The sequence below is a fragment of the Terrabacter sp. NPDC080008 genome, from assembly GCF_040702505.1.
Taxonomy (GTDB): Bacteria; Actinomycetota; Actinomycetes; order Actinomycetales; family Dermatophilaceae; genus Terrabacter.
Genome location: NZ_JBFBLC010000002.1, coordinates 186,358 through 200,167, shown reverse-complemented (window position 1 = coordinate 200,167; position 13,810 = coordinate 186,358). Strand labels below are relative to the sequence as shown.

Here is a 13,810-nt window from a genome sequence, read left to right as displayed (position 1 = left end):
GGGTTATCGCAAGATCCGCGCAAGAGGGTCACCGGCTCGAGCCCCCGAGCTCGCGAGGCAGCGCCGCCTCGAACTGGTGCTCTGCACGGTGCAGGCGGTGCTCCCGTGCACCCTCGTAGGCCATTGGTTCCTCACCGCAGGTTTGGCTCATCCGTCACGGCCAACCTAGCTCCCGCGTCCCCGACGACGAGCCGGAGATGTTCTCCTCGCTCGCGTGCTGAGGACCCTCGGGGCGGCCGGGGTGCTGGGAGCCCTCAGGACGCCGTCCGGACGGTGCCCGGCGCCTCGCGTTCCAGCGCCAGAGCTCGTCTGCACCCCAGACGACCACCGGGAAGGGCAGGATGACGAGCAGCTGCCAGGGCTCCGGGGTGGCCGTGCCGAAGACGACCTGCAGCAGCGGCACGGTCACCAGCTCGGCGGCGAAGACGAGCTCGTAGCCGATGCCCCACAGCAGCAGCTGGTTGCTGAACACGCCGACCTGGCGCAGCGAGGCGTGCTGCGTGCGCGCCGCCATCGCCGTGCCGATCTGGCAGGCGACGATGCCGAGGAAGCTCATGGTGGTGGCCTGCCGCCACACGTGCAGCAGCGGACCGGAGCTCACGTCGGCGCCGAGGTGCCACCCTCCCTCGACGAGCGTGACGAGGAAGACCGCCATGACGAGCACGGCCGAGATGCCGCCGAGCAGTCCCCAGGCACGGCCGAGCATCGGGGCGTCGATGACGTTCTGCGTGCGCTGCCGTGGCGGGCGCGACATCAGCCCCGGCTCGGCGCGCTCGCGCCCGAGCGCGAGGGCCGGCAGGGTCTCGGTGCCCAGGTCGATGGCGAGGATCTGCATCACCGTGAGCGGCAGCGGGATCCGCCCGCCGGACAGGGCGTAAGCCAGGAACGGGACGACCTCCGGCGTCGCGTGGGCGAAGATGTAGACGATGAACTTGCGCACGTTGTCGTAGACGCGCCGCCCAGCCTCGACGGCCGCGACGATCGAGGCGAAGTTGTCGTCGGTGAGCACCATCGTGGCCGCCTCGCGCGCGACGTCGGTGCCCGACTTGCCCATGGCCATGCCGATGTCGGCCCGCCGCAGGGCTGGCGCGTCGTTGACGCCGTCGCCGGTCATCGCGACGACGTGCCCCTGGTCCTGCAGCGCGTCGGCGATGCGCATCTTGTCCTCGGGCGAGCTGCGGGCGAAGATCAGCTCCTCCCCCGTCGCGAGCACCTCGTCGAGCTCGGCCTCTTGCATGGCGTCGAGCTCGGCGCCCGTGATGACGCGTAGCCCGGTGTGACCGATGCCGACGGCCTCCGCGACGCCGCGCGCCGTGACCCCGTGGTCGCCCGTGACGACGAGCAGCCGTATGCCGGCCGAGTGGCACCGCGCGACCGCGCCGGCGACCTCGGGGCGGGGCGGGTCGCTCATCCCGGCCACGCCGAGCAGGGTGAGGTCGCGCTCGGCCTGGTCGCGGGTCAGGCCCGGCAGCTCGGCGTCGGTGGCGCCGCGCTCGGCGACGGCGAGCAGACGCAGGCCGTCGCGCGCCCAGTCCTCGACCAGCCGGGCGAAGGTCGCCCGGTCCTCGTCGCCGAGAGGGCGCTCACCATCAGGCCCGGCCACACGCGTACACAGTGGCAGGAGCTCCTCGGGCGCTCCCTTGGTGTGCACGCCCAGCACGCCCGAGCCCCGGTCGACGGTGGACATCCGGCGCAGCCCCGGGTCGAAGTGGAACTGCGCAACCCGCTCGGCGCCGGTGCGGCGGAGCGGGACGCCGAGCCGCACCGCGAGGTGCAGCACTGCCAGCTCCGTCGGATCGCCGCGCTCGGCGTTCGGGAAGCGGGGGTCGAGGTCGGCGTTGTTGCAGGCGACGACCGCTCGCGCGAGCCGCGCCGTGGCCGGGGCACCACTCACCTCGGCCGGTGCCGCCGTGAGGTCGAGGACCTCCGACATCGTCCAGACCCGGGTGACGCGCATCCGGTTGAGCGTCAGGGTGCCGGTCTTGTCGGTGCAGATGACGCTCGTCGAGCCGAGGGTCTCGACGGCGGAGATGCGCTTCACGAGCACGCCGCGCCGGGCGAGGATGCGCACGCCGACGGCGAGGGCGAGCGTGATCGTGGGCAGCAGCCCCTCCGGCACGTTGGCCACGAGCAGGCCGATGGCGAAATTGACGGCGTCACCGAGCGACAGGCCCGCAGCCAGGGTCCCGATGGGGATGAACGCGACGCCCATCCCGACGGCGACGAGCGCGATGAGCCGGGCGACGTGCTTGACCTGCTTCTCGAGGGGGCTGTCCTCGTGGCCGACCCTTTGCGACAGCGCGGCGATGCGGCCGAGCTCGGTGTGCATGCCGGTGTTGAAGACGACGGCGGTCGCCTCCCCCTCCGTGCAGCTGATGCCGCTGAAGACGAGGTCACGGGCCTCGAGCACCGGGCCGCGCGTGTCGAAGGGCTCGGCCTCACGCAGCAGCGGAAGCGACTTGCCCGTCAGCGTCGACAGGTCCACCTCGACGGCGCCCGAGAGCAGCCGGGCGTCCGCGGAGATGCGCTCGCCCTCCTCGATGACGATGACGTCGCCGGGCACGAGCTCGCGCGCCTCCACCGGCCTGGCGGCGCCGTCCCGGACGACCCGCACGGTCACCGGCAGGTAGGCGGCGAGTGCCTCCACGGCCTGCTCGGCGTGCCGCTCCTGGACGAACGCGAAGAGCGCGTTGAGCAGGATCACCACGACGATGGCGACGGCGAGGGCAGGCGTCCGGCTCACCCAGGCCAGCAGGGCCGCCACCCACAGCAGCAGCGCCAGCGGGTGCACCAGCTGGCGGAACAGGTCGCGCGGCCACGTGCGGCCGCCGCGCCGGGTCAGCTCGTTGGGGCCGAAGACGACGAGGCGGCGGGCCGCCTCGCGGTCGGTCAGGCCGGTGCGCCGGGTGCGCAGGTCACGCAGCAGGCGGTCGATGGACTCCTGCGGGTCGACGGTCGAGACGCTGTCCCAGCCGGACTCGGCCGACCCCGTCACCGGCTGCGACATAGGGCCTCCCCGCGCACAACGCCCCTGCTCCCCCATTGAAACGAGGGAGCAGGGGCGTTGTCCGCGGTTTGGCGCCTCCCGGGTCAGGCTCGGTCAGGCTGGGTCAGGCTCCGGTCGTGCCGACCTCGGCGCGGTGCTTGGCGAGGGCCGTCCACGTCTCGACGACGGTGTCGGGGTTGAGTGACATCGACTCGATCCCCTGGTCGAGCAGCCACTCCGCGAGGTCGGGGTGGTCCGACGGGCCCTGACCGCAGATGCCGACGTACTTCCCACGCTCGCGACAGGCGGTGATCGCCATGGACAGCATCTTCTTGACCGCTGGGTCGCGCTCGTCGAACGAGCCGGCGACGAGCGAGGAGTCGCGGTCGACCCCGAGGGTCAGCTGGGTCATGTCGTTCGAGCCGATCGAGAAGCCGTCGAAGTGGTCGAGGAACTCGTCGGCGTTGACGGCGTTGCTCGGGATCTCGCACATCATCACCACCTGCAGGTCGTTCTCACCGCGGACGAGGCCGTGCGACGCGAGCAGCTCGATGACGCCCTTGCCCTCGGCGACGGTGCGCACGAAGGGGATCATGATCTTGACGTTGGTCAGGCCCATGTCGTCGCGCACGTGCTTGAGCGCCTCGCACTCCATCGCGAAGCACTCGGCGAAGTCGGGCGACAGGTAGCGCCCCGCGCCGCGGTAGCCGAGCATCGGGTTCTCCTCGTGCGGCTCGTAGCGCTCACCACCCAGCAGGCCGGCGTACTCGTTGCTCTTGAAGTCGGACATGCGCACGATGACCGGCTCGGGCGCGAAGGCGGCCGCGATGGTCGCGACGCCCTCGGCGACGCGCTGGACGAAGAAGTCGCGCGGGCTCGGGTAGGCGGTGATGAGCGACTCGATCTCGGCCTTGACGGCCGGCTCCTGGGCGTCGAGCTCGAGCAGCGCCTTGGGGTGGATGCCGATCTGGCGGTTGATGATGAACTCGAGCCGCGCGAGGCCGACGCCCTTGTTCGGCAGGCGCGAGAACTCGAAGGCCTGCTCCGGGGTGCCGACGTTCATCATGATCTTGACGGGGACGTCGGGCATGTCGTCGAGGGTCGTCTCGGTGACGGTGAACTCGCGCTTGCCCTCGTAGACGAAGCCGGTGTCGCCCTCGGCGCACGAGACGGTGACCTCCTGCCCGTCGGTGAGGGTCGAGGTGGCCGAGCCGGTGCCGACGACGGCGGGGATGCCGAGCTCGCGGGCGATGATCGCCGCGTGGCAGGTGCGGCCGCCGCGGTTGGTGACGATGGCCGAGGCGCGCTTCATGATCGGCTCCCAGTCGGGGTCGGTCATGTCGGCGACGAGGACCTCGCCCGGCTGGAAGTCGTGCATCGAGTCGATCGAGGAGAGCACGCGTACGCCCCCGGCCCCGATCTTCTGGCCGATGGCGCGGCCCTCGACGACGACGGGCCCACGCTCGTCCATGCGGTAGCGGCGCATGACGCCGGCGGCCTGGCGCGACTGCACCGTCTCGGGCCGGGCCTGGAGGATGTAGAGCCTGCCGTCGACGCCGTCCTTGCCCCACTCGATGTCCATCGGGCGGCCGTAGTGCTCCTCTATGCGCAGCGCGTGCTGGGCGAGCTCGGTGACGTCCTCGTCGGTGATCGAGAGCTTCGGCCGGTCGGCCTCGGGCACCGGGACGAACTCGATGGTGCGTCCGACGCTCGCGTCGCCGGTGTAGACCATCTTGGTCGCCTTGGCGCCGACGCCGCGCTTGAGGATCGCCGGGCGGCCGGCGCGCAGGGCCGGCTTGTAGACGTAGAACTCGTCGGGGTTGACGGCGCCCTGCACGACCGCCTCGCCGAGGCCGTAGCTGCTCGTGATGAAAACGGCGTCGCGGAAGCCGGACTCGGTGTCCATCGTGAACATGACGCCGGAGGCGCCGACGTCGGAGCGGACCATGCGCTGCACGCCCGCCGACAGGGCGACGACGGAGTGGTCGAAGTCGCTGTGCACGCGGTAGGCGATGGCGCGGTCGTTGTAGAGGGAGGCGAAGACGAGCTTGACGGCGTGCAGCACGTTGTCGATGCCGCGCACGTTGAGGAAGGTCTCCTGCTGGCCGGCGAAGGACGCGTCGGGCAGGTCCTCGGCCGTCGCGCTCGAGCGCACCGCGAAGCTGACCTCGGTACCGTCGGTGCCCTCGTGCTCGCCGACGAGGCGGTCGTACGCCTCCCGGATGTCGCGCTCGAGGTCCTCCGGGAAGGTCTGCTCCTCCACCTGCCGGCGGATGTCCGCGCCCACCTCGGCGAGCTTGCGGGTGTCGTCGACGTCGAGGTCGGACAGCAGCGCGTTGATGCGGTCGGCGAGCCCGTCCTCGGCGAGGAAGCGCCGGTAGGCGTCGGCCGTGGTGGCGAACCCGTCCGGCACCGAGACGCCGGCGGCAGCCAGGTGCTGCACCATCTCCCCCAACGAGGCGTTCTTGCCGCCGACGATCTCGACGTCGGCGAGGCCGAGGTCGGCGAACCTCATCACGTTCTCGGTCACTGCAGGTCCTTCCATCGGTGGTGGGTGGCGGTGCGGTTCGGTGACAGCGCGGGTGGGCTGCCGGTCAGCCGACGTCGTTGAGGCGTCGGGTGTGCATGATGACGGCCGCGATCTCCTCGACGGACATCGCGGACGAGTTGACGACGGGTATGCCGTGGGCGCGGTACATCGCCTCCGCGCGCCGCAGCTCGTAGCTGCACTGCGCGAGCGTCGCGTAGCGCGAGCCGGGACGACGCTCCCCGCGGACCTGCGCCAGCCGCGCGGCGGTGGAGAGCAGGCCGAAGCACTTCGCGGCATACGGCCGGACGGGGCGCGGCAGCTCGCTGGACTGGAAGTCCTCGTCGACGAGCGGGTAGTTCGCGACGCGCACGCCGTGCTGGAGGGCGAGGTAGATCGACGTCGGCGTCTTGCCGCAGCGCGAGGGCGCGATGAGGATCAGCTGCGCCTGCTCGAGGTTGCGCATGCTCTGGCCGTCGTCGTGCTCCATCGCGTACTCGACGGCGCGCATCCGGGCCTCGTAGCGGCCGACGTCGCCGACGCCGTGGAGGGCCTCGACGCGGTGCACGGCGTTGACGTGGAGCACGCGCTCGACGGTGGACAGGTGCGAGCCGAAGAGGTCGATGAAGGCGCACTTCGTGGTCTGCAGCTCGGCCCGGACCTCCTCGTCGGAGACGGTTGAGAAGACGAGGGGCGTGACGTCCTCCGTCATGGCGGCGTCGAGCTGCTTGACGACCTCGCGGGCCTGGTCGACGGTCGTGATGAAGGGGATCTTGCGACGGCTGAAGTGCACCGACGGGAACTGCTGCAGCATCATGTTGCCGAGCGTCTCCGCGGAGATGCCGGTGCCGCCCGCCAGGAAGAAGGCGGGCGTGATCGGAGGCATCGTCGATGAGGCCATGGGACGCACTGTGGCACAGACTTCTCCGCTCACCGTCCGCGGGACGCCCCGCGTGTGACCCACGCCTCAACCACGGCCCACCCAGCGGACATCCGGGCGACCCTCGAGCACGTTCGCTCGGCGCTCAACCGTCCGGCTCGGCGAAGGGATTGACGAGGAGGCGGGCGAGGACGGCGTCGTCGGGTGAGGAGGCGTCGTGGACCCGCACCACGCGTACGCCCTCGCCGGGTTTCACGGGCGTCGCCCCGTGGGTGTGGGCCGGGACTCGGGCGCGCTCGGTGGCCATGCGTCGAGCATGGGCACGCGGAGCGGTCTCCGGCAAGGACGAGGTGGGTCGGACCGCCATGGGCGTCGAGTGGCTGCGTTCCTTCCACTGACATCGGACGAGGCTGGGAGCACGCTGGAGAGATGGATGAGACCACACGGCGCGAGCCTGGTCAGGAGCAGCGCCGCCGCGGGCGGTGGTGGTGCCGACTGCACGTGTGGCACCGCTGGCGGACGCACCGCTACCCCAACAGCCTGCAGTACGGCGCGCGGTACCAGGAGTGTCTCGACTGCGGCAAGCAGCGCGACCTGCCCGTCGGGGGCGGGCCCCCGCTCGGCTGAGAGGCGGCCCGAGGGCCGCCCGGTCAGGTGGCGCGCTGAGTCAGTGTCGCTCGCCGCCGCGGTCGCGGACGAGGTCTCGCAGGTGCGTCAGCACCCGGCCGCTGCCGATGCCGTCGTGCTCGAGCTCGTTGGTGACCCACGCCTGCGAGTTGCCGACGCGCGAGAGGGTGTCGAGCTGCAGGTGCGCGTCGACGTACATGTCGTCGTAGTAGACGGCGGCGGCCACGGGCACCTCGTTGCCGGCGAGGCGGTCGAGGGCGTAGAGCGGCGACCAGCGCGGCCGTGTGGCGAGCTCGTGGACGGCGGGTCCGAAGCCGCGCAGCAGCCGCACCTCCTCGAACATCCACGGGAAGGTCATCTCGCCGGTGAAGAGCAGCGGGCGCCGGCTGGGGTCGAACTGCGGGCGGCGGTCGCGCTCCTGCTGCGCGGCCCACGCGATCGGGCCGTTGGTGCCGTCGCCGTAGATCGACTCCTGCAGGGTCCAGAAGAGCGGGTTGCCGGCCGAGGAGGACCGCGAGAGGCACTCCTCGAGGAAGCCGGCGGAGAGCCGGCCCGGCCGGGCGAAGGCCTTCTCGACGAGCCAGTGCATCCGCTCGAAGCCGGGCTTCATGCCGAAGTCGACCCCGAGCGACTGGAAGCGGTGCACGGTGAGGACGTCGCCGTCGGGAAGGTGGACGTCGCCGGCGGCGAGGCGGTCGGCGATCGCCGCCACGGCGTCGACGTCCTGCGGGTAGCGGCGGTAGTACTCGGCCGTCTTCGCCTCGACGCGGGTGAAGGTGCGCCGGTAGACCTCGGCCGCGTCGGCCGGGGTGCCGGGTATGCCGCCCGCGACGTAGCAGGCGGCCAGTCCCTCGGGTGCCTGGCTGAGGTAGCAGAGGGTGATGAAGCCGCCGTAGCTCTGGCCGAAGGTCGCCCAGCGTTTGGCGCCGTAGACGCTCGTGCGCACGTGCTCGAGGTCGCGCACGATGGAGTCGGCGCGGAAGTGCGTCAAGTGGTCGGCTGCCGCCTTCGCGTCGGGTAGCTCGGCGAGGTCGACGGCCTCGAGCGGCGTGCTGCGCCCGGTGCCGCGCTGGTCGACGAGCACGACCCGGTGCGTGCGCACCGCCTCGTCGATCCAGCCGCTGCGGTCGACCGGGCGCGGGTTCGCTCCGCCGGGCCCACCCTGCAGGAAGGCCAGCAGCGGCAGGTCGTCGTCGCGCCTCTCCGGGTCGACGAGCTCACGGACGAAGAGCTCGATCGACGCGCCGTCGGCGTCGTCCCAGTCGAGCGGCACGGGCACGGTCCGCTCGCGGACGTGCAGGCCGGGCAGGTGGTATTCGACAGTGGACGGCATACGGTCAGGCTCCTGTTCGCCGGGGGGCAGAGTCAGTCCGCGCAGCCTCCCACCGAGACGTCTCCGTGGCCACCTCGCCAGCAGCGGGTGCAATGCAGACCGGCATCCATCCCAGCAGGAGCAGCCGTGACACACCGCCCACTATGCGCCAGCGTCACAGCCCCCAGATTGGACTGCCTCACAACGTTGCCAGCGCGGAGCCACCGTGGAGCGTGAGCACAGGCCGGCGTGGAACATGAAGATGGAAACTGACGCGGCTCAGTCAGCAAGATTGACCCCTGACTTGGTGCTCGACGTAAGTAGCAGACATTCTCCATACGCAGACGAAGTCGCCACGCTGTTCAGTGCCCGTGAGGCCGGGGGCCCGACGATAGCCTCGACTCGACGGCGTTGAGAGCCGGAGGGCGTGCCCACGAGAATCTTCAAACTGGTTGGGACCTCGGCGAAGTGCCTCAACCGCTTCCGAGGAACGCAATCTTGAACACGTCGGCAGCGTCGATGGGTTCGGCCGTGGTGACTTCGAACTCGCCGCTAGTGACCGCGTTGTTCCCGTCCTCTGTGAGGACCCATGTCACGGAGACCGAGGCCGCTTGCGGATCCCGCGCAAGGATCACGTAGTCGTCCTGGTCACTCGTCCATGTCACGTTAGGTCGAAAGGATTCCGGCGTGAGCACGACCTCGGCATCGTTGCCTCGGTTGACCCAGGCGACGGGGTAGTCGCGCGGCGTGATCCTAAGCTCGCCGGGGTTAAAACCCGTCCAAAAAGGCTCCTGCTGACGCATGACGGGCTCAACCACCTTCTTGTAGTCAGCGTCGTCGGTATCTCGATAGTCGAAGACTTCGCAATCGTGGAAGGTCACGATCAGATGTGGCTTGGCAACGAACCGGTCGCGGCTCACGACGCTGATTCCTGCGCCAGGCAGGCCGACGCCGATCAGGTGCTCGCGGCCTTGCGCTATATGGGCAGGCTTCTCGTTCCGCCACGCATCTAAACGCTCTCCTCGTTCCTCCGTCGTTAGGGGTCGTCCACCTCGAAGGATGTGAGATGCCAAGAGGGTCGATGTGCCTGCGAGAGTCTTGTGCTCTGGCTCTTCCGGCTTGCTGAACTCTTCTTCCTCGAACTCATACAGCCGCTCCAGCACCTCGTCGATGCGGTCGACGCGCCCGATGGACCCGACGAGCTCCACGTCGAGCTCGATCGGCGGTCTGCCGCCGCCGCGTGCCCGCTCGACGAGGGCCAGGACCTCGCCGGCACGAGCCGGGCGGGTGTTACTGGTTCCCCGCACATAGACACTTCCGTCCTCCAGACTGTCCCGGCGGTCGTCTGCCTGGAAGCTCTTGTGGCACGGGAAAATCGGCTGACCATCCTGTGGCGGCTGCGCGATGACAAACACCACCTCGCGATCGTTGTCGACGCCGATTCTCCCGAACTCAAATGCAGGGAATTGCGCTCCGAGGTAGGGGCGCAGCCGGTCCTCCAGCTCGTGGGCCTCCATGCCACGAGGGACCCCCGGCGTGCTGCCCTTCTCTGCACCGATGACGAGCACCGCATAGCCGTTGAAGTGGCGTGCCGCCTCGCGCGGACGTCGGTTGGCCGCGCCCAGCAGGAACTTGGCCACCTTTGCCACGCCGGCCTTGCTGCTGAGATCCAGGCTGCTCTTCACCTCCAAGTACGGCGTCTCGGCCTCGTCACCGACGGCGATCACGTGATCGAGAATGCTGCGCTGAGCGCGCTCACCGAGAGGCATGACGTTGGTCGCAAACGCCAAGGGCTCCGGTTCAGATGCGTTGGACGCGGTCGGTTCAGCAGGCATACATGGAGTGTCCCATTTGGCGCCGACGAAACGGCACGTCCATCCGATGCGATGACGAGGTCAGTGGATGAGACTCCAGCCAATCTTCGTCGCTCCTGCGGCTTGACCTAAGTCGACAAGAACCGCTTGTCTTGAATGACAACCCCGTTGCGCTCAAATGCTTGAACAACAGTGTCCACGCCACCGTCGCGCACTCGACGGAACTTGTCTTGGACACCCAAGAGTTCGGCTGTCTGCATCCTCATCACCAACAGGGCCAAGTCGGCGACCAGGCGCATGACGACCCCGTCGGGGCGATGGTCTCGGTCCGGATGCTTGATGTCGTTGTTCACGTGAGCAATGGCCATCGCGACTTGCCGCACCGAGCCCAGAGCCGACACGTCCAGCCCGCTCGCCCACAAGCAACGCTCAATCTGCGTGTTGAGCGGTGTCTGCGGCTTGCGGAGCGGGTCTCGGAAGTAACCCATGGCATCGAGGCCGAGAACCGTCATAAGGAGGCGTGGCTCCACGAATCGTGTCGCGCCGTTTATCACCTCCACTGCCGGCTCCACGGCGCGGCGGATGAGGGGGTCGGAGTAAAGATCGAGCCACCGCTGTAGCCCACTGGCACCCAAGTCGGCCAATCGGATGGCTGGCCACCGCAGATCGGCAGTCTCTGCCGGAGGCGCCACGAAGTCGCCCGCGGTGCGCTGATAGAGCACGTCGACGAAGGAAGGTTTCTGTGCTTCGCCACTGAGCATCCAGGTCGGAAACTGGTCATCGAGCACCTTGTGGGCTCGCCAACGAACCTGTGTTCCTTGCACGAGGGAGAGAAGGGCGCGAACCGCCCACTGAGCCTGTATGTGGTCGTCAACGGTTGCGCCGTCAGCGCACGTCGTTTCGAGCTCTGCATCTGTTTGCGTGGTGAAGCCGACCCCATCCATGGCATCCCACGGTGCCGTAGCCCGTATGGCGACGGTAAAGGCCCCAGACTCCGCCTCAACCACGCCCTTCGGGTCAAGAGTCACACGAACCTTGAATCGGTCAGCCTTGCGCTTTAAATGGATGTCGATCGACTCGAAAGCGGCGAAGTGGTGTAGTCCATCGATGCGGGAACGCAGCGTCTTGACCCGGTACTCGCGTTCAAGCTTCCGGGGTTGTCCGAAAATCGCGACACGAGCGTCAAGCCGGCCAAGGGAGTAGACAAGACCGCGTGTCCCTCTGAACCGTAGGCCTGTCAAGGTGACATGACCATCGGGGTCAGCAAATAGCAGGGAGTCAGGGGGCGAGGCGGTGCCGAAATCGAACCACTCGCTCGGCAATTCGAACTGCTCCACCCCGTTCACGAAGGGGACAGACAGCAGCGCACCCTGCGAAGCATCGCGAGTCAGAGTGCACTGTTGATACGGCGTCCCTTCCACGTCATCAATGAGCATCCCCACCCTGATGCGATCGGCTTCCAGCGAGTTCTCCATTGGGCGGACGCTACGGTAACTGAGCGACAGAGAACGCGGTCTTGTCAAAATGTGACTGGGCTGTCATGCGGGCCCCCGATTCGTATGCATGGGCCGCACTCGGGGTGTCGCGAGGCGCTCCGGTCGGTCGAGCCAACTGATTGATGCGTCTTTCCGCCGCCGATGACCGCGGCCAGCAGTCGCACTATGGCCTGCGCAGCGGCGTGTCGTTCCGCTCCAGCTCCACATCAGCCGAATGCCGCGTCCACTTGAGGCCGAGGAGCACCACTCTCTTCACGCCCTGTTCGTCCGCCTATAGAGCAGGTCCTTTGTGATCTCGTGCAATTCATCGGCCAGGTTTGGGTGTGTCTTCTCAGCCAGCCGGCAGGCACGCCCAGCGTGCATCAGCATCTCTGCCTGGGTGACGACCGGCGGACGCTCTGGGAGAGTTGCCGCGAGCTCGAGCATCCGGCCCACCTCCGCCTCAAGGCGGTCATCGTTCCGAATCTTGTCCTCACGCGTCCACTGCGCCCGCAGCAGGACCCACGACGTCACCGCAGCGATGGCACCACCAACAACAGCACCGGCCAGGGCAGCTCAGAACTCATTCACGACGGTGAGACCGGGTAGCGGAGCATCCGGTTCCGACGCGTGATTCTGCCCGACGGAACCTTCGGTCTACGCGTTTGGGTGACCCTGAAACAAGGCACGCTCGATCTCGTCCGGCCACACATGGGCGCTCAAGCGCTCACTCTCCTCGTTTGCCCACCGCTTGAGGAGTTCGCAGTAACTCGCGTACGTGGCCGTGTACCAGTTGTAGCTGTAACTCGTTCGATTGGAGCGCGGCAGCGAGGACCAGCCCGCCTCTGCGAGGTTGCCTGCCACGCGAGCGTCCAGGATGAGGCATCGCGTACCGGGTGCACCCTCCGAAGCGAAGTAGAGCAACTTGGTGAAGAAGGCTGGACCAAGCCCGCGGATCTTTCCGCCGCCTCGGCGAATTAGAACGCGGTAGGCCGCAGCAGGGTCGCCTGCACGAGCGAATGCCATCGCCTGCTTCAACAGCGCGATGTTCCTCTGTCGATCTGTCGGATCCGCGAACGCCCTGACTCTCGCGTCATTGCCGCGCTGGCTGCTCCCGGTGCCCCATGCCAGTGCGTGCCACAGGAACATCAAAACATCGTCGTCGCTTGCGCCGTTCTGCGCGGCGGGGCCCGCTAGTTGGAAGAGGTCGCGACGTGTCAAGCGTCGCTGCTCCGCTTGTTCGCCTGGTCCAAAACGTTGAGGAAGCCCTAGCGAGGCGAGGCGCTGGTTCCACCAGCCTGCGCCAACGCTCTTGTCGTCGAAACCGTGGTCTAGCACGTACTCGGATCGTCGTCCGAGCCGACCTCTCACATAGGTCGGCATTGTCATTCCGCCCGGTGCGGCCGCTTCACCATTCACATTGCGAGAGGCTAGCGGCGCAACTCTGAAATGGGCCCTAACTCCTGGCGAGTCCCTGCTCTGTGGGCGGTGCGCAGACTTGCGTACCCCCGCCGCGAACCAGCGCCAACGGGCCCGTTCGAACGGGTAGTCACCGCAGCGCGCGCCCCCACTTCGCATCCCTCAAACGGGCCATCGGCACCCGCGCTGCGATGAGGTGTGCAAGGGCCTTCGTCTCATCTGGATCCAGATATGAAGGGTTCGACGCCTGAGGAGCTCGGAACTGCTCGCAGCGACAGAGCACGGGATCGGCCTTCATCTCGGGACGTGGCACGAAGTTGTCGTAGAGCCGGACGGCCGAGTATTCGATCGCCAGCGCCTTCTCCCTTGCTCGCTGCTGATCCAACGCGTAACCAGCATCGAAGCCGTCAACTTCGTACGGCTCGTCGGTCACCGTTCCGAACTCGTGGATCCCAGGGTTCTTGGTGCCCGTGACCCACAGCGCGATCAAGTCACCCTTGCGGATCATGCCGTTGCGGTAGGTGCGTCCCAGCGTCCAAGCGCCAGGGTACAGATGGGGCTTTATGGGGGGCGTTTGGTCCTCAGCTAAGGCTCTGAAGTAGTCCCAGGTCTTCGGGTCGGCCTTGACGATCCAGCATCCGACCTCTGTGTGGTCGATCAAAACTCCCCCTGGCTCAACGACATTCGGTTGAACGAGCCTACCGAAGAAGGGCAAGCTGCTCGAAGGACAATTGCTGAGATCGCCCCCTTGCTAGGTGCGTCTATTCGCC

10 protein-coding genes are annotated in these 13,810 nt (G+C 68.0%); 1 reads left to right on the top strand and 9 read right to left on the bottom strand.

From position 1 onward, the window contains the following. Positions 1–154 precede the first annotated feature (154 nt). The 4 genes from AB0316_RS06830 to AB0316_RS06815 form a co-directional block, all read right to left on the bottom strand. Complete coding sequence (locus AB0316_RS06830) at positions 155–3,007, bottom strand: cation-transporting P-type ATPase (RefSeq protein ID WP_366271648.1); 2,853 nt, start codon at positions 3,005–3,007, stop codon at positions 155–157. A gap of 103 nt (positions 3,008–3,110) precedes the next feature. Then, entirely contained in the window at positions 3,111–5,516 is a 2,406-nt protein-coding gene (ppsA, locus tag AB0316_RS06825) for a phosphoenolpyruvate synthase (RefSeq protein WP_366271646.1), read from the bottom strand. A gap of 64 nt (positions 5,517–5,580) precedes the next feature. Continuing rightward, positions 5,581–6,414, bottom strand: a complete 834-nt coding sequence (locus AB0316_RS06820; RefSeq protein WP_366271644.1) for a pyruvate, water dikinase regulatory protein — start codon at positions 6,412–6,414, stop codon at positions 5,581–5,583. Between the two features lie 124 nt (positions 6,415–6,538). After that, complete coding sequence (locus tag AB0316_RS06815; protein ID WP_366271643.1) at positions 6,539–6,700, bottom strand: hypothetical protein; 162 nt, start codon at positions 6,698–6,700, stop codon at positions 6,539–6,541. Between the two features lie 122 nt (positions 6,701–6,822). Here AB0316_RS06815 and AB0316_RS06810 point away from each other — a divergent pair, with 122 nt between their 5' ends. Then, positions 6,823–7,020 carry a hypothetical protein gene (locus tag AB0316_RS06810; protein WP_366271641.1) on the top strand — a complete coding sequence of 66 codons (198 nt, stop codon included), beginning with the start codon at positions 6,823–6,825 and terminating at the stop codon, positions 7,018–7,020. A 40-nt stretch (positions 7,021–7,060) separates the two neighbouring features. On the opposite strand, the gene AB0316_RS06805 is transcribed toward AB0316_RS06810, so the two are convergent. The 5 genes from AB0316_RS06805 to AB0316_RS06785 all read right to left on the bottom strand — a co-directional run bounded on the left by AB0316_RS06805 (position 7,061) and on the right by AB0316_RS06785 (position 13,701). Then, positions 7,061–8,353, bottom strand: a complete 1,293-nt coding sequence (locus tag AB0316_RS06805) for an alpha/beta fold hydrolase (RefSeq protein WP_366271639.1) — start codon at positions 8,351–8,353, stop codon at positions 7,061–7,063. A gap of 452 nt (positions 8,354–8,805) precedes the next feature. Next, positions 8,806–10,167, bottom strand: a complete 1,362-nt coding sequence (locus AB0316_RS06800; protein WP_366271637.1) for a hypothetical protein — start codon at positions 10,165–10,167, stop codon at positions 8,806–8,808. 107 nt (positions 10,168–10,274) lie between these two features. Beyond that, the gene (locus AB0316_RS06795; RefSeq protein ID WP_366271635.1) at positions 10,275–11,621 is read right to left on the bottom strand and encodes a hypothetical protein; all 1,347 of its coding nucleotides are present in this window, start codon (positions 11,619–11,621) and stop codon (positions 10,275–10,277) included. Positions 11,622–12,278: 657 nt separating this feature from the next. Then, positions 12,279–12,959 (bottom strand): hypothetical protein, encoded by a 681-nt coding sequence (locus AB0316_RS06790; protein ID WP_366271633.1) that lies wholly within the window; start codon positions 12,957–12,959, stop codon positions 12,279–12,281. A 211-nt stretch (positions 12,960–13,170) separates the two neighbouring features. Then, positions 13,171–13,701, bottom strand: coding sequence for an EVE domain-containing protein (locus AB0316_RS06785; protein WP_366271631.1), 531 nt, complete (start codon positions 13,699–13,701; stop codon positions 13,171–13,173). Positions 13,702–13,810: the final 109 nt, after the last annotated feature.